Origin of the sequence: Bradyrhizobium sp. NDS-1 (assembly GCF_032918005.1) — a bacterium.
Classification (GTDB): Bacteria; Pseudomonadota; Alphaproteobacteria; order Rhizobiales; family Xanthobacteraceae; genus Bradyrhizobium; species Bradyrhizobium tunisiense.
The window spans coordinates 2,883,109-2,904,535 of sequence record NZ_CP136628.1 but is presented as its reverse complement, the minus strand read 5'-3'; the positions used below and the strand labels follow the sequence as shown (position 1 = coordinate 2,904,535).

The window sequence follows — 21,427 nt, the reverse complement described above, 5'->3', positions numbered from 1 at the left end:
CTCAAACCTTGAAGTAGTCCCGATACCAGGTGACAAAATTGTGGACCCCATGCTCGATCGGCGTTGACGGTGCAAAGCCGGTGTCGCGCATCAAATCCTCGACATCCGCGAACGTTTCCAGCACATCTCCCGGCTGCATCGGCAGCAATTCTTTGATCGCCGTCCGGCCCAGCTCCCGCTCCAGAAGACCGACGACGTGCATCAGTTCCTCCGGATGGTGATTGCCGACATTGTAGAGCTTAAACGGCGCATTTGCGGCAGAAGGATCGTCCGCGGGCACAAGATCGATCAGTCTGGACACGACGCGCGTCACATCATCAATATAGGTGAAGTCTCGGCGCATCTTTCCATGGTTGAAGAGCCGGATCGGCTTGCCCGCCATGATGGCGTCCACGAACAGAAACATGGCCATGTCGGGCCGGCCCCACGGGCCGTAAATGGTAAAGAAGCGCAGCCCCGTGACCGGCAGGCGATAGAGATGGCTGTAGGACTGCGCCATCACCTCGTTCGCCTTCTTGGTCGCGGCGTAGAAGCTCACGGGATGGTCGGTGCGGTCCGCAACCGCAAATGGCAGTTTTGTGTTGGCGCCGTAAACGGAGGATGACGAGGCGTAGACGAGATGACGACAGCCGTGGTTGCGGCAGCCCTCGAGCACGTTGAGAAAGCCCTGCAGATTGGAATCGGCGTAGGCGTGCGGCTGCTCGATCGAGTAGCGCACGCCGGCCTGCGCCGCGAGATGCACGACCTCTGTAAAGCGATGCCGCGCAAACAGCCCCGCCATTGCCTCGCGGTCGGCAAGATCGGCCTCGACGAACGAGAAACGGGAGTCGCTCTGCAACAGCGCCAGGCGCGCCCGCTTCAAAGCCGGATCGTAATAGGCGTTGAGATTGTCGAGCCCGACGACGGACCGGCCTTCGCCCAGGAGCTGCCGGGCGACGTGAAAGCCGATGAAGCCGGCGGCTCCCGTGACCAAAATCGCCTGATCCGTCATCCTGTTCCCCGCGGGATCCCTCGCCCGCTCCGGTTTAGCCGCCACCTCAAGATGGCCGCAATAGGCCCGCCCCGCCTCATGCCCGCCATGACGCCCGCCACGACAGCCATTGGAGGGAGGGCTATTGCAAGGAGGGCTATTGCAAGATCGGCGCCAAAACCATACCAAAGCGGCCGAATTCGGCGCTCGCGTCGGGTTGCCTCAAATCTTCGCAAACCCTGTTCATGCGGACGAGATGCGCCGAATCCTGCTTTCTGCGGCCAAGATCCTGATTTCCGTGGCGCTGCTCTATTTGGCGCTGCGCAAGGTGGACCTGTCCGAACTGTTTTCGCGCTTCACGGTGACCAGCCTGCTCTGGATCGGCGTGGCGATCGCGGTCACGTTCCTGCAGATCTTCGTCGGCGTGCTGCGCTGGCGCGAGATCAGCGCCGAATGCGGAGCGCCGCTCGAGCTCGACCGCGCCATGCGCTACAACGTGATCGGCGCCTTCTTCAACCAGACGCTGCCCTCGGCGATCGGCGGCGATGCCGTCCGGCTGTGGCTGGTCGCGCGCGCCGGCGCCGGCTGGCGTGCTGCGACCTATTCGATCTTCGTCGACCGCGCGATCGGCCTGATCGCGCTCGCGATCGTGATCGTCGCGAGCCTGCCCTGGAGCTACACCCTCATCACAGATCCGCACGGGCGCTCGGCGCTACTGCTCGTCGATTTCGCAGCGCTCGCGGGCGGCCTCGGCTTCCTGATCTTCGGCGCGCTGAAATGGCGCTGGCTGAAGACCTGGTGGGCGACGCATCACATCCACGCCTGCGCGGTGATCGCCAACCGCGTGATCTTCAGCCGCAGCCGCGGACCGATCATCGCAATCCTGTCGGTCCTCGTTCACGTGCTCGCCGTCGTGATCGCATGGTGCGTGGTGCAGTCGATCGCCGCGCCGATCAGCTTCGGCCAGATCTTCCTGCTCGTCCCGCCGGTGATGCTGATCACCTTGATGCCGATCTCGATCGCGGGCTGGGGCGTGCGTGAAGCAACGATGGGCCTGGCATTCGGCTTTGCGGGACTGGCCACGAACGAGGGTGTCAACGTCTCGCTGCTGTATGGCGCCGTGTTCTTCATCGTCGGCGCGATCGGCGGCCTGGTCTGGATCCTCAGCGCAGAGAAGGCCGCGCAAGGCTCGGCTCCGATCGGGGTGCCGGAGTGACGGCTCTCGGCTCGAGTCCGGAAGTTGCGGCCGGACTGGTGCTGCTCGCGATCGCGCCGGCCTTGCTGGCTGCACCACTCTCCTCCTGCATCACCTGGCTGAGCATGCCGCTGCTGCAACGCTATGCGTTGGCACGTCCGAACGCACGCTCATCACACAGGATTCCAACTCCGCAAGGCGCGGGTATCGCGGTTGTCGCAGCGACCTTGCTGGTTGCCGTGCCCTGGGCCGCTTGGATCCATGACGCGCTTCCCCTGGCTCTGATCGGGTCCGCCGTGCTGATCGCCCTGGTCGGTCTTGTCGATGATATCAAGCCTCTGCCGGTCGTCGTTAGGCTCTTTTTGCAAGCCGCGGCCGTGACCGCCATCGTGTACCCGGCGCCGGAATCGCTGCGCATCGTGCCCGCTCTACCGTTTGCCTTTGAACGTCTCCTGATCGTCATCGCCGGCGTCTGGTTCGTGAACCTGGTCAATTTCATGGACGGGCTCGACTTGATGACGGTATCCGAAGTGGTGCCGACGACGGCCGCGCTCGGGCTGATCGCATGGTGGGGCGACCTCTCCGCATCCGCCGGACTGATCGCCACGGCCCTGTGCGGCGCCACGCTCGGCTTTGCGCCTTTCAACAAGCCGGCCGCAAGAGTATTCCTCGGCGATGTCGGCAGCCTGCCGATCGGCCTTCTGCTTGGCTGGTGCCTGCTGGATCTCGCCTGGCGCGGGCAACCTGCTGCGGCGCTGCTGCTGCCCGGCTATTACCTTGCGGATTCCACCATCACGCTGTTTCGGCGCATCATCAGGCGCGAGCCGTTCTGGTCGGCACATCGCTCGCATTTCTATCAGCGTGCGACGGACAACGGGTTCACGGTGCCCCAGGTCATCGGCGAAGTGTTCGCGCTCAATCTGGTGCTCTCATTACTTGCCATCGTCACCGTTCGCGCCGGCTCGCTGACGGTCACGATCGTGTCCCTGCTCGCAGGCGCGGTCGCGGTCGCCTTCGTGCTGCGGCGCTTCTCGCGCCCTCAGGCGTCCTGAGCCGCCAGCGCCAGCCGCAAGCCTTCGTCGAGGGAGACCTGCTGCTGCCAACCGGTCGCCATCGCCTTGGAGATGTCGAGCTCGAGCGAGCCGATCAGGCTGTCATGCGTATCCTGCCGGCCCATGACGCCGAGCAGCGTGCTGAGCATGCCCGCCGGCATGCCGAACAGCCGCAGGCGCTTGCCGGACGCATCGGCCAGACGCGTGATGAATTCGGGTGTCGAGACCTGCTCCCTGTCGGCCACGAGGAAGATCTCGAAATTGCTGTCGGTATTGGGATGACCGAGCCGGCGCACGATGAAAGACGACAGGTTCTGCACGGCGAGGAAGGCGCGCTGGTTGCGGATCGCTGCAAAGGGCAGCGGCAGCCCGAGATCGACCGCGCGCGTCAGCAGCGCGAAATTGCCCTTGGCGCCCGCGCCATAGACCAACGGCGGCCGGATCACCGAGATCTTCATGTCGTTGTCGCGCGCCAGCGTTTTCAAGCCCGCCTCGGCCGCGGCTTTGGACATGCCGTAAAGGCCGCGCGGCGTCAGGATGTCGTTCTCGCTGAACGGGGCGCGGCCCTCGTTGCTGCGGCCGTGCACGAGCACGGTGCTGACGAAGACGAACTGGCGCACGCCGGCCGTCGCCGCGCAGCGCGCCAGATGCAGCGTGCCGGCGATGTTGACGTTGCGGTAGAGCTGGACCGCGTGCTCCTCGCGCTTGCGGTGCACGCGTGCGGCGAGATGGACGACGGCGTCCACCCCTTCCAGCGCTGCCTGCCAATCGGTCTCGGGGCCGATCGTTTCAATCACGACCTCGTCTGCGACACCTTCCGGACTGCGAACCGCGCGGCGGACCGACCATCCCTCGCGAACGAGCGCCGGCACGATATGACGGCCGACGAAGCCGCTCGCTCCCGTCACCAGCACGACCGGTTTCTTCTCGTTCATCGTTGCTCCGACAGGTCCGGGTTGCGCAACAATTCGTCGATCAGCGCCGCATAAGCGTTCATCGCGGTCGTCCTGTCGAACCGCGATGCCGCCTTCACCGCGCGCGCCGCGATGGTACCGTCGTCGGACCGGGACGCCGCGCGGATCGCATCGGCGAGCTGATCGGCGCGGCCTGGCGTCACGACCCAGCCGAGCCCGTTCTCCACCACCGTCATGGCAGCCTCCGCCTCCGGCTCGGATACCAGCACCACGGGACGGCCGACCGCCAGCAGATTGTAGAACCGGCTCGGCACCGACACCCCCGCAACGTCCTTCCGGTACGGAATGATCCAGAGATCGGCGGACGACAGAAACGCCTCGAGCTCGGAATCCGCGACGCGCCCGACAAAGGAGACATTGGGCAGGCTCGCCGCCGCCTGCAACTGCTTCAGCCGTTCGAAGCCGATGCCCCAGCCGGACAGCAGGAAGTGGATGTCCGCCTCGTCCTTGAGAAGCCGCGCCGCCTCGAACACGATCTCCGGGTCATGGGTGAAGCCGAGATTGCCCGACAGGCCGACGATGAAGCGCGCGGCAATCGCCTTGCGGAACGGATTGTCCGGCGTGACCGGGCGCGGCGCGGGCACCAGCGTCGCCCAGTTCGGGATGAAGCGGATCTTGTTCCGCCTCATTCCGGAATAGCTCAGCAGCGGCCGTTCCGCATCGCGCCCGATGGTGATGACGGCATTGAGCGCGCGGAACATCAGGCCGTTGGCGGCCCGCATCGTCCGCGTCACCAGAGAGCCGGGTTTCAAGAGGCCCGCCATCACCAGCACGTCGGGAAAGAGGTCGTGCAGGATCAGCGCCGAGCGCGCGCCCTTGCACCTGGCTGCCGCCGCCACCGCATAAGGCAGCATGAACGGCGCGGTGACCGTGAGCACGACATCCCCTCGCCTCAGCTGCCGCAGCAATGCGAAAAACGTGCGCGCCGCGAACAGCAGCTCGGACACGCCGCGCCGCACCAGCGCCGCCTTGCCCGCCATGTGGTTCTTGATTGCGACGACGCGGGGCGTGCCCGGGCCGGTCTGCGAGGCTGGCAAAGCGCCCGGCCAGCCCGAGAGCACGACGACCTCGTGCCCGGCGGCGAGACGGCAGGCAATCTCGGCCATGATCGCCGCCGTCGTACTGGTATCCGGCGGATAATGCTGGCTCGCGACGACGATCTTGCCGGAAGGCTGCATGGTCAGGCCGCGGTCGACCCGAACTCGGGCACCGCATCCTTGAGGATGGTCTTGATGGTGGCGCGATCGTCGCGCGCGATCGCCTGCTCGAGCGCCGCGATCCATTTACGCAGCGTCTGCATCGGCGGCTCGTTCGGCTGCGCAGCCATGATGCCGGCCACGCCGATCTCGCGGGTCGGCTCCTCGGATGCGAACAGGATCTCGTGGAGACGTTCGCCCGGCCGCATGCCCGTGAACACGATCTCGATGTCGTAGCCGGGCTGCAATCCGGAGAGGCGGATCATGCGCTCGGCGAGATCGACGATCTTCACGGGCTGGCCCATGTTGAGGACGTAGACCGAGACGTCGGGACGCGGCGCTCCGAGCGCATGCGTGGCCGCGGTGATGACGAGGTCGCAGGCCTCGCGGATGGTCATGAAGTAGCGGACCATGTCGGGATGCGTCACCGTCACCGGGCCGCCGGCCTCGATCTGCGCCTTGAATTTCGGCACCACCGAGCCGTTCGAGGCCAGCACGTTACCGAACCGGACCGAGATCAACCGCATCGGCGGCTTGGCGCCGTGCGCCGTCCCTGCGAGGTCGTGATCCAGCGCCTGGCAGTACATCTCGGCAAAGCGCTTGGTCAGGCCGAGCATCGACACCGGCTCGATCGCCTTGTCCGTCGAGATCATCACCATGGCTTCGGCGCCGGCGGCAACGGCGGCATCCGCCACGTTGATGGAGCCGAAGATGTTGGTCTTGACGCCCTCGCTCCAGTCGCGTTCGAGGATCGGCACGTGCTTGAGCGCGGCGGCGTGGAACACGATGTCGGGCTTGAAAACCGCCATCAGGCGCATGATGCGCTCGCGGTCGCGAATGTCGGCGATGCGCCCTTCGATCTCGGCGGCAGCGCCTCGCGCGGCGAGCGCTTCCGTGATGGCATAGAGCGCCGGCTCCGAGTTTTCCACGATCAGGAGCCGCGCCGCGCCGAAGGCAACGACGCGCTCGCAGATCTCGGACCCGATCGAGCCGCCGCCGCCGGTGACGATCACCGCCTTGCCTTTGATCAGGGCTTCCAGGCGGGCATAGTCGATCGTCTCGCTCGGCCGCAGCAGGAGGTCCTCGACCGCAACGGCGGTGAGCCGCGGTGTGTCGCCGCTCTCGAGCGAGGGCATCCGGTTGACGATCACCCTCAACTTGCGCGCCCGCATCAGGATCGATTCCGGACGGGCCTCCGGCTCGAATGCCGACGGCGTCATGATGAGGCGCGCGATCGGCTTGTTGCGCTTGGCGAAATCGGCGATGATGTCCTCGACGTCGTCGATGCCGCCCAGCACCGGCACGTTGCGGATGAACTGGCCGCGGTCGGAGCTCGATGGCGACAGCACGCCGACCGGCCAGATGCGCTTGATCGCTCCGCTCTCGATGCCGCGCAGCAGCACCTCGGCATCCGCGGCACGGCCGATCAGCAGCGTCGGCGCGGCCTCCCCGCCTCTGGCGTGACGCCGCACCCGCGTATAGCGGAAGTAGCGGTAGGCCAGCCGCAGCGCGATGAGAAAGGAGATCTCGAGGAACCAGTAGAGGACGATCGTCACCTTGCCGAGGAAGAAGGCGCCGCGGACGTTGGGGGCGACGAAGATGTAGTCGAGCACGAGCAGGGCAACCGTCAGCACGGTCGCGACGCGGATGATGTTCAGCGCGTCAGGCAGCGAGATGAAGCGCCATTTCGTCGTGGTCAGGTTGAAGATGAAGAACACCACCACGCTGAAGGCGAGGAAGTAGGGCAGGATCTGGAACAGCAGCGGCAAGCGGTCGAAGAAGCCGTCGCCACCCTCGAATCGCAGATAGAAGGCGGCAAAAAGCGCTGCCGCGGTCGCCAGCAGGTCGTGAAGCGCGATCAGGAAATTGCGCAGGGTGAGATGCGAAAGACGCGTCATCCGCCGACCGATGAAAGCCCAGTTAGATGCAACCTTACCGCGCTGATAGCCCATCTGGACCAGACTTGCCAGCCGCGCGGCCGCTCAGGAACCGGCTTCCCCCATCTTCGCCTCACCCTGTTGTGCCCGGATCACCATGCCGCCGGCGACACCGACGCCGATGACGTACATCCAGCCCTCGTGGAAGTCGAACAGATGGGAGTTGAACAGAGAGGTGAAGACGTTCTGCACCACCACCAGAAGCCCGATCCAGTTGACAAGCCCCTCGCCGCGAAACAGTTGCAGATGCAGGATCCAGATCGCGTAGAGAACGGCGATGCCGATCACGCCCCACTGCACGGCAACGTTGAGCGTCTGGTTGTGCGGGTTGCCGATCACCTCGGCGGAGGCCTGGTACAGACCCTCAGCCGTCGCGGCGCGTTCGAACAATCCGCGCGTCGAGCCGGTGCCGTGCCCCATGATCGGCGCCTGCACGAAGAAGCCGAGCGACTTCCGCCAGAATTCGAGCCGCAAGCCCGCCGAGCTCGGCTCGCCCCTTTCCATATAACGCGTGTAGTCGCTGCTAAACCTCTCGGCAGTTTGGCGCAATTGCGGCGAGGTCTGCCAGGCCAAAACGGCGCCGACGAGCAAAGCGGCAGAGATGAGCGCAATGCTGCGCCATTTGAGGTGAAGCAGCGCGAACACGCCGAACATGATCGGAACGGTGACGAGCGCGGTACGTGACACCACCACGAAGGTCATGTTGAGGAAGAAGCCCAGCGCCAGCGCCGTGAGCAGCCCGGCGAACCAGTATCGCTTCTCGCGCAGCAGCGTCACGATCGGATAGGCGAGCGCGACGGCGCAAAGCGCGAATTCCTGGCTCTGGTCGATGTAGTTCTTGACGAAGATGCCGCGTTCGGGCGGATCGGGCTTGAGCGAAAGATCCGGGTAGAAGGCGACCAGCCAGGACATCACCGACAACAAGGCGCAGGACACCAGGAAGGCGATGAATACCCAGTGGCCGCGCGTCGATCGCTCGAAATGGTAGAGCAGGACCGGCAACACGAGCAGCTTGATGGTCGGATTGACCGCATAGAAGCGCGCGCCCCAGGTCGCGTCCGACCAGAGTGTCCCCACCAGCGCGAGCAGGACCAGCGCGATCGGCGCAATGCAGATCGGACGCTTCAGCGATTGCAGGAACGCGCGGACGTCGAGGAACGGCACCATGCAGAGCAGCATCAGCGCATTGAAGATCCCCGCAAGCGAGGTCGACCAGGGCAGCGAGGCTGCGGTCAGGACCGCGAATATATCGACGGTCTCGCGCCAGGCAGCCGGGCTGCGCAGACGGCGAATCAACATTCCGCCGGTCGTCTCGCGTGCGAGGGCGGTCACTGGTCGCCTCCCCGGGCGCGATGCACCAGCGCCGTCGTGCTGAAGCCCTGGAGGATGTCGACCAGCACGACCGTTCCGCCGGCTTCCTCGACGACCTCGTGGCCGACCACCTGCTCGCGGGTGTAGTCGCCGCCCTTCACCAGCACGCCGGGCTTGATCCGTGTGATCAGGTCGATCGGCGTATCCTCTTCGAAGATGACGACGAGATCGACGGCCTCGAGAGCGGCGAGCACCTCGGCACGCGCACGCTCGTCCTGGACCGGCCGCTCCGCACCCTTGAGCCGCCGCACCGAGGCGTCGCTGTTGAGCCCCACGATCAGGCGATCGCAAGCCGCGCGCGCCGCGGTCAGCACCTTGACGTGGCCGGGATGCAGGATGTCGAAACAGCCATTGGTGAAGCCGACGCGCTGGCCTTGCCGCTTCCATTCTGCGAGCTGCGCGTCGAGGGCGGTCGGCTCGAGCACGATCTTCTCCTCGGCCGCGAGACTGGCATGCGGAAGGATCTTGCGACGCAACTCGGCCGCGCTCACACTGGCGGTGCCTTGCTTGCCGACGGCGACGGCGGCCGCCGCATTGGCCATGCGCAACGCCGTATCCCAGTCCGTGCCGGTCGCAAGCGACGCCGCGAGCGCTGCGGCGACGGTGTCACCGGCGCCCGAGACATCGCGCACTTTCACCGGAAAGGCCGGAACGTGAACGGCCTCGCCGCTCCGCGGCACCAGCGTCATGCCGTGCTCCCCTTGGGTAACCAGGATCGCCTCGCAATCGGCCAGCCGCATCACGTCCTCGCTGGCGTCGACGATGCTCTGCAGCGTGTCGGCGCGGCTGCGCGTTGCTTCCGAGAATTCCTTGCGGTTGGGGGTGAGCAGCGTGGCGCCGCGATAGATCGCCCAGTTCAGGCTCTTGGGATCGACGATCACGGGCTTGCCGAGTTTCCGCGCCGCGTCGATGGTGTGGCGGATCACGCGCGCCGTCAGCACACCCTTGGCGTAGTCCGAAAGCAGCACGATGTCGGCGCGCGCGATCTGCGGCAGGATCGCCTCGATCAACCTGGTCTCGATCTCATCGGAGGCAGGCAGCGCCTGCTCCCAATCCGCGCGCAGCATGTGCGTGGAAAAATGTTCGGAGACAAAGCGGACCTTTCGCGTGGTCGGCCGCGACGGGTCGCGCACCAGCACGTTCTCGATTGCAGCGAACTCATCCAGCGCCGCCTTGAGCCGTGCACCGGCATCGTCCTCGCCGACGAGGCCGATGAAGATGCAGCGCGCGCCCAACGAGGCGACATTGCGCGCGACATTGCCGGCGCCGCCGATATGGATCTCGCTACGCTGTGCCGCGATGACGGGCGTCGGCGCTTCCGGCGAGATCCGCGACACCTCGCCATAGACGAACTCGTCCAGCATGATGTCGCCGATGCACAACACCGTGCGGCTCGTGATGGCCTGCGCGAGGGCGTCGAAATCGAGAATGGGCGTCGGCATGATCTTTTGGCCTCAGATCCTGGGGGCCTCAGCGGAAGCGGTCGGGCCGGTCGAGATAATCCCCGACAAAGGCCTTCACCGCGTCCTCGAGCGTCGTGAAACCGCCGTTATAGCCGGCGCGGTGGAGGCGATCGACCTCGCTCTGGGTGAAGTACTGGTAAGCTCCGCGGATCTGCTCGGGCATATCGATATATTCGATGTTGGGCCTGGTGCCGAGCGCCGCATAGGCAGACAACATCAGGTCCCTGAAGCTGCGCGCCTTGCCAGTTCCGACGTTGAAGAGTCCGGACACCGACGGCGTCGCGAGCAGCCACATGACGACGCGCACGACGTCGTCGACATAGATGAAATCCCGGCGCTGGTCGCCATCTTCTATGCCTTCACGATGCGACTTGAACAGTTGCACGACGCGGCCGGCCTTGACGTCGTCGAAGCGGCGCGCCAGCACGCTCATCATCGAGCCTTTGTGGTATTCGTTGGGGCCGAACACGTTGAAGAATTTCAGCCCGGCCCATTGCGGGGGCAGTCGATCGCCGTTCGCCACGCGCTCGGCAACAGTGAGATCGAACAGGTGCTTGCTCCAGCCGTAGAGATTCATCGGCCGCAGTTTCTTCAGTGCCGGCAGAGAGGCGTCGTCGTCAAAGCCTTCCATGCCGTCGCCATAGGTCGCGGCCGAGGAGGCGTAGATGAACGGCACCGCGTTCATCGTGCACCAGTCCAGAAGGCGCACCGACAGACGGAAGTTGGTCTCGATCACGAGGTCGCCGTCGGTCGCGGTGGTCGCGGAAATCGCCCCGAAATGGATGATCGCGTCGAGCTTGCGGCCCCTCAGCCAGTCCATCAGCTCGGCCGGCGGAACGATATCCACGAGCTGCCGCTTGGCGAGGTTGCGCCATTTGCCCTCGTTGCCCAGCAGATCGCAAACCACGACGTCGCTGCGGCCCGCGTCATTGAGCGCGGCCACGACATTCGACCCGATAAAACCGGCCCCGCCGGTCACCAGCAACATTCCGAAACCCTGCCCGATTTTTGCGGCCCGATCCTGCCCTAGCGCATGAGCCGCCAAAGTGTAAGCGGTTTTGGGATTGAGTTATCAGCCGGCTTTACCTGCTGGCCCGGAGCGGCTAACCGGACGCCATAATCAGATTGCCTTCGGCTCCATCAACGAATGAATCAAGATTCGCAGTTTAGTCGACAGGTAGATCGGGACGATACTCGCCCGATCCTGATCATTCCCTACATGTGGATCGGCGATTTCGTCCGGAATCACACCGTCATCCGCGTTTTGAAGGAGCGCTGGCCCAATCGCCCGGTCGATCTGCTGACCACCTCCCTGTGCGCCCCGCTGGTCGATTACATGCCCGGCGTGCGCGCTGGCATCGTCTGGGACCTGCCGCGCGGCCGCCTGGCCGTCGCCCGCCAGCTCGCTCTAGGCAAGCTCCTGCGCGAGCGGAACTATGGTACGGCCCTGGTGCTGCCGCGAACCTGGAAGGCCGCCATCGCGCCCGCCCTCGCCGGCATCCCTGAACGGGTCGGCTTCGTCGGCGAATTCCGGTTCGGCCTGCTCAACCGCTGGCGCTGGGGCGAGAAAAAGCTGCCCCGCTTCATCGACAAGAACGCTGCCCTGGCCCAGCCCGACGGTGCGCCCCTACCCCCGGAATGGCCGGTCCCGCAATTGCGGGTTCCGGCCGAGGACATTGTCCGCTGGAGGCAGGCCAATGGCCTCAGCGCCGGCGCCGCGGTGGCGCTCGCCCCGGGCTCGGTGGGGGTCTCAAAGCGCTGGACGTCCTATCCGGAGGCGGCCCGACTCCTGGTCGAGCGCGGGCTGGAGGTCTGGGTGGTCGGGGGCCCCGGGGAAAAAGGCCTCGCCCAGGAGATCGTCGCAGCAGGCGGCCCGGGCGTGCGCGACCTCACCGGCAATGACTTGCGCAACGGCGTGCTGGCCATGGCCGCGGCCGGCGTCGCCATCTCCAACGACTCGGGCCTGATGCACATCGCGGCCGCGCTGGGCACGCCCACCATGGGCATCTTCGGCCCGACCAGCCCCTATCTCTGGGCCCCCCTCAACGGCCTTGCCGCCACCGTGGTGCAGGACAAGGAAGTGCTGTCCTGCCAGCCCTGCCAGAGCACGGTCTGCAAAATGAACGACCACCGCTGCATGCGTAACATCGCGGCGAGCGAGGTGGTGGGGATTGCTGAGAGGGTGCTGGGAGAAGCGGGGGCGAAGGCAACGACGTGAGCGTCAGCGAGGCCTGTGCATTGATGGTCGTGGCGATGTTTTGCCCGCTGCGTCAAATCATTTTCGTGTAATCCGCAACGCCTCGCGCCGACCGCCAACCCATTGATTTCGCTGGCCCCGTCTACTGTGCATGGGGTTGTTTTCGCAATTTTTGTTTGCCAGTGCGAGAGCGGGCTCAAAGCAGCGGCCGATAGACCTCCCCGATCCGCGCCGCTTCGGCATCGAGGCTGAACTTTGCCAACACTCTCGCCCGTCCCCGCTCGCCCATCGCCGTCGCCGAGGCCACGTCGCGCATCAGCGGCTCGAGTGCCGCGGCGAGCGCATCGGCATCATTCGTCGGGATCAGCACGCCACTCACCCCATCCTCAACCACGAGCTCGGCCGCGCCCGCGCGTGCGGCGACGAGAGCGCTGCCCGCCGCCATCGCCTCGATCAGCGTCAGGCCAAAGCCTTCGTTGCGCGAGGTGAAGGCGTAGATCGTCAGCCGTTGATACCAGCGCTGCACCGCTTCGATCGGCAGTTCGCCGGTGATGACGACGCGCGATTGCAGGCCGGCGGCCTCGATCCGCTTCTTCAGGTCATTCGCGAAACCAGTCTGCTCGGCCGTGACCTGACCGACGATGACAGCGGTGAAATCCGGGTAGCGCGGCAGCAGCCGGCACATCGCATCGACGAACACATCGGTGCCCTTCTGCGCCCGCACGCGACCGAAGCACCCGATGGCGTAGCTGCCCGGCAGCGCGGCTTCCGCGAAGGCGGCGGCGCGATCTGTCGGCGGTGCGTAGATTTCGGTGTCGACGCCGTGCGGGATCACGGTCGCCTTCACCTTCAGGAACGAGGCGGAGATGTCTGAAGTCGCGATGATCGCATCCATGCGCCGGATCAGCCAGCGCGTGATCCAGCTATGGTGCCGCTGCGCGGCCGAGGTGAACACGAGCTTCAACGGCCAGCCGAGCGCGCGCAACGCAACGCCTGCGATCATCTCGTTGTTGCGGCGCGCATGCCAGATCAGTGGCGCCTTGCGGCGCCACAGCTTCAGGAAATCAGCAACGGTCAGCCGCGCGATCCCCGCCGGCGCATCGGACCCGAACCAGGCGGCGCGGTACAGTTTCGCCAGTCGCGGCGCCACCATCCGGTTGGTCGCGGTGACCCCGGAATAGCGCCTGTGCAGATTTGGCACGATCACTTCGAGATCGCCGGGGAGATTCGCCACGTCACGCTCCGTTTCGAAGGTCCCCTATACGCAACATTAAGCATAGTGACCAGTTCGGCCGCGCCGATACCCCCTCTTCACCACGTAAGCGTTAGCTTTGCGCGTTGATCGAAGACGGGTGAGATCATGACTGTGCTAGTCACCGGCGGCGCCGGTTATATCGGAAGTCACACGGTTCTCGCGCTGGCGGAAGCCGGCGAGGACGTCGTCGTGATCGACGATCTCTCGACTGGTTTCTCCGCCTATCTGCCCGAGGGCGTACCGCTGTTCATCGGCGATGCCGGCGACGAGAATCTGCTCGAAGGCGTGATCGCGCAGCACAACATCGAGAGCATCATCCATTTCGCGGGCTCCGTCGTCGTGCCGGATTCGATGCGCGATCCGCTCGGCTACTACCGCAACAACTTCATGACCGCGCGTAACCTGCTCAACGTCGCAGTGAAGCGCGGCATCAATCGCTTCATCTTCTCCTCGACCGCCGCCGTGTACGGCAATCCGGACCAGGTCCCGGTGCCCGAGCACGCGCCGACGCGGCCGCTGTCACCTTACGGCTCGTCGAAGCTGATGACCGAGATCATGCTGCACGACGTCGCCGCCGCCTACGGCATGCAGTACGTGACCTTGCGCTATTTCAACGTCGCCGGCGCCGATCCGCACGCCCGCATCGGTCTTGCCACCGTCGGCGCAACGCACCTGCTCAAGATCGCGGTGGAAGCCGCGACCGGCCAGCGCGCCAAGATCGACGTGTTCGGCACCGACTATCCGACGCCCGACGGCAGTTGCATCCGCGACTTCATCCACGTCACCGACCTCTCGCAGGCGCATCGCTCGGCGCTGGCTTACTTGCGCAATGGCGGCGCCTCGACGACGCTCAATTGCGGCTATGGCCGCGGCTATTCGGTGCTGGAGACGATCGACGCCGTGCGCCGGGTTTCAGGCCGCAGCTTCGCCGTGCAATACGCCCCGCGGCGACCCGGCGACATTATGACCATGGTCGCCGACACCAGCCGCATCCGCGGACTGCTCGACTGGAAGCCGCAATACGAGGACCTCGAGACGATCGCGGCCCACGCTCTGGCATGGGAGGACAAGCTGTTCCGCGAGCGCCATGGCGAGCTCCGCCAGGCCGCCTCGGCCTAGATTCCCCTGCGACGCAAGCCCTTAATTGGGCTTGAAAAACCCCGCTTGAGCGGGCACAGAGGCCCATCGATCCCTGACGCGCGGGCAGGCTTTGTCCTGCGCCGTCAATGGACACCGGATGGCCCAGTTTCCAAAGAAAATCACCGACGATCCCTATGCGGCAGCGACCTTGATTCGCCGCCTCGTCACCGAACAGGGCATCGTCTACTGGCGGCGCTACCTCGTCGCCTTCGCGTTGATGGCGGTGGCCGCGGGCGCGACCGCATGCGCGACCTATGTGCTCGGCCAGGTCATCAACCAGGCCTATGTCGACAAGAACATCCCGGGCATCGCGATGTTCTCAGGGATCACGGTGCTCCTGCTCTTCATCAAGGGCGTGGCGACCTACGGCCACATGGTGATCCTGACCAAGATCAGTAACGCCATCCTCGCCACCAACCAGCGCCAGCTGTTCGCAAAGCTGATGCGCGAGAGCGTCGGCTTCTTCTCCGAGCGGCACTCCTCGGAATTCCTGGCGCGGCTGACGGCCGGCGCCAAGTCGATCACCGACGTGCTCAACATGCTGGTCAACGCCATCGGGCGCGACCTGCTGATGCTGCTCGCGATGATCGGCGTGATGGTGTGGCAGGACCCCGTGATGTCGTTCATCGGCCTCGTCGTAGTGCCGCCGGCGATGCTGGTGCTGCGCAAGCTGGTCAAGCGCATCAAAGGCCTCGCCTTCAACCAGTTTACCGGCACCGCCGACATCATGGAGACCATGCAGGAATCGCTGCAGGGCATCCGTACCGTGAAGGCGTTCACGCTCGAAGACACGATGCAGAAGCGCATCGACGAAAACATCGCGATCGTCGAGCGCAACGCCAACAAGATGGCGCGCGTCGCCAACCGTTCCAATCCGCTGATGGAAATGCTGGGCGGTTTCGCGGTCGCGGGCTGCCTGATGTACGGCGGCTACAGCGTGGTCGCGCTCAACGCCACGCCCGGCGCGTTCTTCTCCTTCATGACCGCCTTCCTGATGGCGACCGAGCCGGCCAAGCGGCTGGCCCGGCTCAACATCGACCTGAACAGCCAGCTGGTCGGCGCGCGCATGCTGCTCGAAGTCGTCGACAGCCCCGCGAGCGAACGGTCGGACGACGACAAGCCGGCGCTGAAGCTCTCCGCCGCGCGCATCGAGCTGCGCGACGTCAGCTTCGCCTACCGCACCGGGGAGACCGTGCTCAATCGCATGAGCTTCGTGGCCGAGCCCGGCAAGGTCACCGCGCTGGTCGGGCCCTCCGGCGGCGGCAAGTCGACCGTGCTGGCGCTGCTGCTGCGCTTCTACGAGGTGACGCAAGGCGACATCGTGATCGACGGCCAGTCGATCGGCGCGGTCTCGCGCAAATCGCTGCGGGCGCAGACCGCCTATGTCGGCCAGGACGTCTATCTGTTCCGCGACACCATCCGCAGCAACATCGCCTTCGGCAAACCGGGCGCAAGCGAGGACGAGATCATCGAAGCCGCGAAGGCGGCCTGCGCGCATGATTTCATCATGGCCTTCCCCCTCGGCTACGACACCCCGGTCGGCGAGCACGGTACGCAGCTCTCCGGCGGCCAGCGCCAGCGCATTGCGGTCGCGCGCGCATTGATCAAGAACGCGTCGATCATCCTCCTGGACGAAGCCACCGCGGCGCTCGATTCGGAATCCGAGCGGCAGGTGCAGGAGGCGATCGAGCATCTCTGTCAGAACCGCACCACCATCGTGATCGCGCATCGCCTGCACACCATCATGCACGCAGATGCCATCCTGGTGGTCGAGGGCGGCGAGATCGTCGAGCAGGGCCGGCACGACGAGCTGCTCCGCCGCGGCGGGCGCTACGCCTCGTTCTTCCGCCTGCAGCATCACGACGCCGGCGCTCTGGCGCCGATCAGCGCAACGGCATAGAGTTCGTTCCACCTCAAGAGCAGCGAGACCGCTACATGAACGCCGCCTCCTACGTCATCCCGCTTCCGCCTCAGGCTTCGCTTCCCGTCGTCGGGGAAAGCGGCCGCTATCCGGTGCGCCGCATCTGGTGCGTCGGCCGCAACTATCTCGAGCACATCCGCGAGATGGGCAATGACGAGCGCGCTCCGCCGTTCTTTTTCGCCAAGCACGCGGATATGCTGGTGCCCGACGGCGCCACCATCCCCTATCCGCCGCTGACCAAGGATCTGCATCACGAGGTCGAGCTGGTCGTCGCGATGAAGAGCGGCGGCCTCAACATCCCCGCCGACAAGGCGCTCGACCACGTCTACGGCTACGCCGTCGGCATCGATCTCACCCGCCGCGACCTCCAGATCGCCTCGCGCAAGAAGGAGCGTCCCTGGGAGATCGGCAAGTCGTTCGACGGCTCCGCCCCGTGCTCCGCGATTCAGCCGGCGTCGAAGATCGGCCATCCCGCCAAGGGCAAGATCTGGCTCACGGTCAACGGCAAGGAAGCGCAGAAGGGCGACCTCACCGAGCTGATCTGGAACGTGCCTGAAATCATCTGGCAGCTCTCGCAGCAGGTGAAGCTCGCCGCCGGCGACATCATCATGACGGGCACGCCGGCCGGCGTGTCGCAGCTCCAGGCGGGCGACAAGCTCGAATGCGGCGTCGACGGCGTTGGAACGCTGAAGGTGAGCATCGGCCAGCCGGAATAGACTTGCGGCGACTGTAGATCGAAAGGCCTCGGACGCGTCCGGGGCCTTTTGCATTTCGAGCACATGATCGCGGACGTCGTCGATCTACCAGGCCTTCACCGCCCGATTGGCGTGGCTCGCTTGCGGCACACCGCGATTGAGGGACATGTGGGAATGCACACACAGCCACCCCTCGGCATTCCTCGCAAATACCATGGTGGCCCGGCCAGGGCGTGGAAACGCGTTGCCATCGGGATGGTAGCCCGTGCTCGTCCACGGCACGATCACCGTCGCCATCGTGCCGTCGGACGATGCCAGAATCGAGACTTGATCAAGGACGAAACCGAAGTCCGTCGTCTTCGGCCAGACATTGTCCCATTGCGTCGAGACCCATTGATCGAGGCCGGGAATGACATCGTTATGCGTGCCGAAGGCGAGCACGTCCGGATGAAACAGCGGCCGCGCCGAAGCGTAGTCGACCTCGCGAACATAGCCCGCGAAGGTCTCCAGCCACTGGCGGAAGAACCGCTCGATCTCGGTATTCGCGACCGGCAAGGAACTCATTGCAAGTCCCCGATCATCGCAGTGCCGACCACACGATGAGGCCGAGGATCAGCGCCGTCAGCGAGTATTTCAGCGTGTAGTAGACGTTGCGATTCCATTCCTTGACCTTTCGGGTGGCGAGATGGATCTCGTAAAGCTTGCCGAACACCTTGTTGAGCACGCCGACATTCTCGCCGTCGACGTTCTGGGTCGCCGACGCCTTGACGATGTGGTGGCTGACCCAGCGATTGACCGCGGTCATGAAGCCGAACTTCATCGGACGCTCGACGTCGCAGAACAGGATGATGCGGTTGACGTCGGTCGCGTTCTCCGCGCTGTGGATGAAGGTCTCATCGAACATGAAGGCTTCGCCGTCGCGCCAGACGCATTCGACGCCGTCGACCAGAATGCGGCACTTGTTCGAGTTCGGCGTGACCAGGCCGAGATGGTAGCGCAGCGAGCCCGCGAACGGATCGCGGTGGGCCCCCAGCTTGCCGCCGGGCGGCAGCATCGCGAACATCGCGCCGTGCACGCTCGGGATCGACTTGAGCAGCTCCACCGTCTTCGGGCACAGCGTGTTCGCCGAGGGCAGGAAGTCGTCGTACCATTTCAGGTAAAATCGCTTCCAGCCGCTCTTGAAGAACGAGTAGAAGCCCCAATCGTTGTTCTTGGCTGCCGCGCGGATAAAACCTTCGTCGAACAGGCGCACGGCCTCGTCGCGGATGGTTTCCCAATTCTCGCTCAGCGGCCTCAGCTCCGGAAACTGCTCGACCGGGATCACCGGCTTGTTCGGGACCGCCGAGCCCGCATACATCAGCACGTTATAGGGCGCCAGATAGGTCGAGTGGTCGCCGAGCTGGCGCGCAAAGCGCAGCCTCTGCTTGCCGCGGAAGTGAACGTAAATGGTCGATGCTGCCAGGACATAAAGAATGACAAGTTGCGGCGCAATAAGCTGCTTCAACATCTCCCCGTTCCCCAGTGAACCCAGCCGGGGACGTCATCTACTCCGCACCGGCCCGAGCGGCAAGATATTCACCGCCAGGTTGAGGTTCACACCGGCGAGAGCACGGGAACGAAATGGAGGCCTAACGGGATGGGGACCGAGCCAGATCAGGCCCGGGACAACGCCTGGAGGCCCTTGAAAGTCAGGCGTTTGGGGTCGGTGACGCCGGCGAGATAGAGACGGCGGATGAAGGCGATGACGGCGTCGCGGTCACAATCGGTCAGGGCGACGACGGCGTCGACTGCGATTCTCTGGGCTTCCATTGGGCTTACCTCGGCCTTGCGAGTCACCCCGGCCGAGACAGGCTAGGACTCATCCCTTAATCCGGCGTTAACCGTCCGCCAGCTTGGCCGATTCAGTCCGGCGGCCGTATACGCAAAACGACGCATTGCCATCATGTTCGGTAACGACGGCGCGATCAGGAATACCGCATCACACCGTCGTCGATCCGGCCGAAGCGCAGGGTGACGATGTCGAGCGCGTAGTTCTGGTACAGCCGCCACGGCTGCTTCGAGCCCTGCTTCGGCATCCTGGCGACCGAGCGCTGCACATAGCCCGAAGTGAAATCGAGCGACGGCTGCGCGGTGATCTCGGGGTCGTCATTGTGCGGCATGCACTGGCGGAAATTGTGCCGGTCCATGTAATTGATGAGCCGGCAGACATATTCGCAGGTGAGATCGCATTTCAGCGTCCAGGACGCGTTGGTGTAGCCGAAGGCCGAGGCCATGTTCGGCACGTCGGCATACATCATGCCCTTGTAGGTCAGCGTGCTGGCGAAATCGACCGCGCGCCCGTCGACGGTAACTTCGAGGCCCCCGACGACCTGGAGCACCAGCCCCGTCGCAGTGACGATGATGTCCGCGGCAAGCTCGCGGCCGTCCTTGAGACGGATGCCGTCGCGCGTAAACGTGTCGATCTCGCTGGTGACCACGGAAGCCCGCTGCTCGCGGATCGCCTTGAAGAGATCTCCGTCGGGCACGAGACACAGCCGCTGGTCCCAGGGATTGTAGCGCGGGGTGAAATGGGTCGCGACGTCGTAGTCGGGGCCGAGCGCCATGCGGACGCCTCCGAGGATCAGACCCTTCACCTTGTCCGGCCTGCGCCGGCTGAGCTGGAAGAAGAACATCCCCCACATCACATTGCGCCAGCGGATGACATGATAGGCAAGCCGCGTTGGCAGATTACGGCGCAATTTGTTGGCGAGGGGATCCTGCGCCGGACGCGATACGACATAGGTCGGCGAGCGCTGCAGCATGGTAACCTGCGCCGCCTTCTTGGCGAGCTCCGGCACCAGCGTCACCGCGGTCGCGCCCGAGCCGATCACGACGACGCGCTTGCCCGCATAGTCGATGTCCTCGGTCCACTTCTGCGGATGCACGATGCGGCCGGCGAAATCTGCCGTACCCTTGAACTCCGGCGTGTAGCCCGCCTCATATTTGTAATAGCCTGAGCACATGAACAGGAAATTGCAGGTGAAGCGCACGAGCTCGGTTGCGCCCTCGCCTGTCGTGCGCTCGGCCTCGATGGTCCAGCGCGCCTCGCTCGTCGACCAAGCCGCGCGCTTGACGCGATGGTGGAAGCGGATGTGCTTGTCGATGCCGTTCTCGCCGGCGGTCTCGCGCACATAGTTCAGGATCTGCGGCCCGTCGGCGATCGCCTTCGGATCGGTCCACGGCTTGAACGAATAGCCGAGCGTGAACATGTCGCTGTCGGAGCGGATGCCGGGATAGCGGAACAAGTCCCAGGTGCCACCGATGCAGTCGCGGCCCTCGAGGATGACGTAGCTCTTGGTCGGGCATTTGGTCTGAAGATGGTAACCAGCGCCGATGCCGGACAAGCCGGCACCGACGATCAGCACGTCGAAATGTTCTTTGCTTTCGGACATGGCGTCCTCCCGCCACACAGGATGGCAGCGCCGCACCAAATTGCAACCATCAGGATGCGGCAGCGACCACGGAAGCCGTATCGAAAAACTCGTGGTATTCGACTGCCTTGCCGTCCTTGAACTTCCAGAAATCCACCTTGGGCGTCTTCGCGACTTTCCCCGTCCGCTTGTTCGTCCAGGCACATTCCCCGCGCGCAACCACGGTATCACCCTGCGCGACATATTCGTTCATCGTAAAGTACTGCATGCTCCAGTCGGCCAGCAGGTCGGCGAAGTAGCTGCGGAGCTCGGCGCGGTCGTCGTAATGCTTGGCGAAGGGCATCGGCTCGGCTCCTCGCGGAACCGAATCGAACTTGATCTCCGGGCCGATGACGTTGTCGAACCAATAGTCGACGTTCAGACCCTTGCTGTCGTTCCACTCGCGATAGGCGTCCTTCAACAGCGCAACGTTTGCTTCGCTGGACATCGCATTCCCTCCATATGCATTCCTGACAATGAACGTGAGAAAAGCGGCCGCCCGCTTCGAAAGTGGCAGGCTTGTTTTGGCTCTACCTGCGAGCGTATCACAGGACCGGCCAAAAAAAAGGGCCCCGGATCGCTCCGGGGCCTTCGGGTCGCAATCGCTTTCGC

19 protein-coding genes are annotated in these 21,427 nt (G+C 64.7%); 6 read left to right on the top strand and 13 right to left on the bottom strand.

Features of this window, described 5'->3' with window-relative positions; all coding sequences use genetic code 11:
* Position 1 precedes the first annotated feature (1 nt).
* Positions 2 to 991, bottom strand: a complete 990-nt coding sequence (locus RX330_RS13430) for an NAD-dependent epimerase (protein WP_317243301.1) — start codon at positions 989 to 991, stop codon at positions 2 to 4.
* 235 nt (positions 992 to 1,226) lie between these two features.
* On the opposite strand from RX330_RS13430, the gene RX330_RS13425 reads away from it, so the two are divergent.
* Both RX330_RS13425 and RX330_RS13420 read left to right on the top strand, forming a co-directional pair.
* A complete protein-coding gene (locus RX330_RS13425; RefSeq protein WP_212091466.1) occupies positions 1,227 to 2,186 on the top strand; it encodes a lysylphosphatidylglycerol synthase transmembrane domain-containing protein in 960 nt (319 codons plus the stop codon).
* Positions 2,183 to 3,217: an MraY family glycosyltransferase gene (locus RX330_RS13420; RefSeq protein ID WP_317243300.1), complete on the top strand. Its 1,035-nt coding sequence runs from the start codon at positions 2,183 to 2,185 to the stop codon at positions 3,215 to 3,217. Before RX330_RS13425 ends, RX330_RS13420 begins: the two co-directional genes overlap by 4 nt.
* On the opposite strand, the gene RX330_RS13415 is transcribed toward RX330_RS13420, so the two are convergent.
* From RX330_RS13415 to rfaD, 6 genes are all read right to left on the bottom strand, one after another.
* Entirely contained in the window at positions 3,205 to 4,152 is a 948-nt protein-coding gene (locus tag RX330_RS13415; protein ID WP_317243299.1) for an NAD-dependent epimerase/dehydratase family protein, read from the bottom strand. The two genes, RX330_RS13420 and RX330_RS13415, sit on opposite strands and share 13 nt — an antisense overlap.
* Entirely contained in the window at positions 4,149 to 5,369 is a 1,221-nt protein-coding gene (locus RX330_RS13410) for a glycosyltransferase family 4 protein (RefSeq protein ID WP_317243298.1), read from the bottom strand. Before RX330_RS13410 ends, RX330_RS13415 begins: the two co-directional genes overlap by 4 nt.
* 2 nt (positions 5,370 to 5,371) lie before the next feature.
* Positions 5,372 to 7,285 (bottom strand): SDR family NAD(P)-dependent oxidoreductase, encoded by a 1,914-nt coding sequence (locus tag RX330_RS13405; protein WP_212091454.1) that lies wholly within the window; start codon positions 7,283 to 7,285, stop codon positions 5,372 to 5,374.
* A gap of 84 nt (positions 7,286 to 7,369) precedes the next feature.
* Positions 7,370 to 8,656 (bottom strand): O-antigen ligase family protein, encoded by a 1,287-nt coding sequence (locus RX330_RS13400; protein ID WP_317243297.1) that lies wholly within the window; start codon positions 8,654 to 8,656, stop codon positions 7,370 to 7,372.
* Positions 8,653 to 10,137 carry a D-glycero-beta-D-manno-heptose-7-phosphate kinase gene (gene rfaE1 / locus RX330_RS13395; protein WP_212091436.1) on the bottom strand — a complete coding sequence of 495 codons (1,485 nt, stop codon included), beginning with the start codon at positions 10,135 to 10,137 and terminating at the stop codon, positions 8,653 to 8,655. Before rfaE1 ends, RX330_RS13400 begins: the two co-directional genes overlap by 4 nt.
* A 28-nt stretch (positions 10,138 to 10,165) precedes the next feature.
* Positions 10,166 to 11,146, bottom strand: coding sequence for an ADP-glyceromanno-heptose 6-epimerase (gene rfaD, locus RX330_RS13390; protein ID WP_212091433.1), 981 nt, complete (start codon positions 11,144 to 11,146; stop codon positions 10,166 to 10,168).
* A 159-nt stretch (positions 11,147 to 11,305) separates the two neighbouring features.
* On the opposite strand from rfaD, the gene waaF reads away from it, so the two are divergent.
* Positions 11,306 to 12,376: a lipopolysaccharide heptosyltransferase II gene (gene waaF, locus RX330_RS13385; protein ID WP_317243296.1), complete on the top strand. Its 1,071-nt coding sequence runs from the start codon at positions 11,306 to 11,308 to the stop codon at positions 12,374 to 12,376.
* Between the two features lie 175 nt (positions 12,377 to 12,551).
* Here the strand turns inward: waaF and RX330_RS13380 are convergent, their stop codons facing one another.
* Positions 12,552 to 13,589 carry a glycosyltransferase family 4 protein gene (locus tag RX330_RS13380; protein ID WP_317243295.1) on the bottom strand — a complete coding sequence of 346 codons (1,038 nt, stop codon included), beginning with the start codon at positions 13,587 to 13,589 and terminating at the stop codon, positions 12,552 to 12,554.
* Positions 13,590 to 13,715: 126 nt separating this feature from the next.
* Here RX330_RS13380 and galE point away from each other — a divergent pair, with 126 nt between their 5' ends.
* The 3 genes from galE to RX330_RS13365 all read left to right on the top strand — a co-directional run bounded on the left by galE (position 13,716) and on the right by RX330_RS13365 (position 17,387).
* Positions 13,716 to 14,729, top strand: a complete 1,014-nt coding sequence (galE, locus tag RX330_RS13375) for a UDP-glucose 4-epimerase GalE (RefSeq protein WP_317243294.1) — start codon at positions 13,716 to 13,718, stop codon at positions 14,727 to 14,729.
* A 118-nt stretch (positions 14,730 to 14,847) separates the two neighbouring features.
* Positions 14,848 to 16,650 (top strand): ABC transporter ATP-binding protein, encoded by a 1,803-nt coding sequence (locus tag RX330_RS13370; protein ID WP_212091407.1) that lies wholly within the window; start codon positions 14,848 to 14,850, stop codon positions 16,648 to 16,650.
* 35 nt (positions 16,651 to 16,685) lie between these two features.
* The gene (locus RX330_RS13365) at positions 16,686 to 17,387 is read left to right on the top strand and encodes a fumarylacetoacetate hydrolase family protein (protein ID WP_212091404.1); all 702 of its coding nucleotides are present in this window, start codon (positions 16,686 to 16,688) and stop codon (positions 17,385 to 17,387) included.
* Positions 17,388 to 17,471: 84 nt separating this feature from the next.
* Here the strand turns inward: RX330_RS13365 and RX330_RS13360 are convergent, their stop codons facing one another.
* From RX330_RS13360 to RX330_RS13340, 5 genes are all read right to left on the bottom strand, one after another.
* The gene (locus tag RX330_RS13360) at positions 17,472 to 17,930 is read right to left on the bottom strand and encodes a YybH family protein (RefSeq protein ID WP_212091402.1); all 459 of its coding nucleotides are present in this window, start codon (positions 17,928 to 17,930) and stop codon (positions 17,472 to 17,474) included.
* Between the two features lie 13 nt (positions 17,931 to 17,943).
* A complete protein-coding gene (locus RX330_RS13355) occupies positions 17,944 to 18,873 on the bottom strand; it encodes an aspartyl/asparaginyl beta-hydroxylase domain-containing protein (protein ID WP_212091398.1) in 930 nt (309 codons plus the stop codon).
* A 146-nt stretch (positions 18,874 to 19,019) separates the two neighbouring features.
* On the bottom strand, positions 19,020 to 19,175 hold the full coding sequence (locus tag RX330_RS13350; RefSeq protein WP_007612486.1) for a hypothetical protein: 156 nt from the start codon (positions 19,173 to 19,175) through the stop codon (positions 19,020 to 19,022).
* Between the two features lie 155 nt (positions 19,176 to 19,330).
* Complete coding sequence (locus tag RX330_RS13345; protein ID WP_317243293.1) at positions 19,331 to 20,797, bottom strand: NAD(P)/FAD-dependent oxidoreductase; 1,467 nt, start codon at positions 20,795 to 20,797, stop codon at positions 19,331 to 19,333.
* Positions 20,798 to 20,846: 49 nt separating this feature from the next.
* Entirely contained in the window at positions 20,847 to 21,263 is a 417-nt protein-coding gene (locus RX330_RS13340) for a nuclear transport factor 2 family protein (RefSeq protein WP_317243292.1), read from the bottom strand.
* Positions 21,264 to 21,427 lie beyond the last annotated feature (164 nt).

Excerpts from the sequence above, each read along its gene's own strand:
- RX330_RS13430 (WP_317243301.1), bottom strand. The coding sequence starts at position 991 with ATGACGGATCAGGCGATTTTGGTCACGGGAGCCGCCGGCTTCATCGGC.
- RX330_RS13425 (WP_212091466.1), top strand. The coding sequence starts at position 1,227 with ATGCGCCGAATCCTGCTTTCTGCGGCCAAGATCCTGATTTCCGTGGCG.
- RX330_RS13415 (WP_317243299.1), bottom strand. The coding sequence starts at position 4,152 with ATGAACGAGAAGAAACCGGTCGTGCTGGTGACGGGAGCGAGCGGCTTC.
- RX330_RS13410 (WP_317243298.1), bottom strand. The coding sequence starts at position 5,369 with ATGCAGCCTTCCGGCAAGATCGTCGTCGCGAGCCAGCATTATCCGCCG.
- RX330_RS13405 (WP_212091454.1), bottom strand. The coding sequence starts at position 7,285 with ATGACGCGTCTTTCGCATCTCACCCTGCGCAATTTCCTGATCGCGCTT.
- rfaE1 (WP_212091436.1), bottom strand. The coding sequence starts at position 10,137 with ATGCCGACGCCCATTCTCGATTTCGACGCCCTCGCGCAGGCCATCACG.
- rfaD (WP_212091433.1), bottom strand. The coding sequence starts at position 11,146 with ATGTTGCTGGTGACCGGCGGGGCCGGTTTTATCGGGTCGAATGTCGTG.
- waaF (WP_317243296.1), top strand. The coding sequence starts at position 11,306 with ATGAATCAAGATTCGCAGTTTAGTCGACAGGTAGATCGGGACGATACT.
- galE (WP_317243294.1), top strand. The coding sequence starts at position 13,716 with ATGACTGTGCTAGTCACCGGCGGCGCCGGTTATATCGGAAGTCACACG.
- RX330_RS13370 (WP_212091407.1), top strand. The coding sequence starts at position 14,848 with ATGGCCCAGTTTCCAAAGAAAATCACCGACGATCCCTATGCGGCAGCG.
- RX330_RS13365 (WP_212091404.1), top strand. The coding sequence starts at position 16,686 with ATGAACGCCGCCTCCTACGTCATCCCGCTTCCGCCTCAGGCTTCGCTT.
- RX330_RS13360 (WP_212091402.1), bottom strand. The coding sequence starts at position 17,930 with ATGAGTTCCTTGCCGGTCGCGAATACCGAGATCGAGCGGTTCTTCCGC.
- RX330_RS13355 (WP_212091398.1), bottom strand. The coding sequence starts at position 18,873 with ATGTTGAAGCAGCTTATTGCGCCGCAACTTGTCATTCTTTATGTCCTG.
- RX330_RS13350 (WP_007612486.1), bottom strand. The coding sequence starts at position 19,175 with ATGGAAGCCCAGAGAATCGCAGTCGACGCCGTCGTCGCCCTGACCGAT.
- RX330_RS13345 (WP_317243293.1), bottom strand. The coding sequence starts at position 20,797 with ATGTCCGAAAGCAAAGAACATTTCGACGTGCTGATCGTCGGTGCCGGC.
- RX330_RS13340 (WP_317243292.1), bottom strand. The coding sequence starts at position 21,263 with ATGTCCAGCGAAGCAAACGTTGCGCTGTTGAAGGACGCCTATCGCGAG.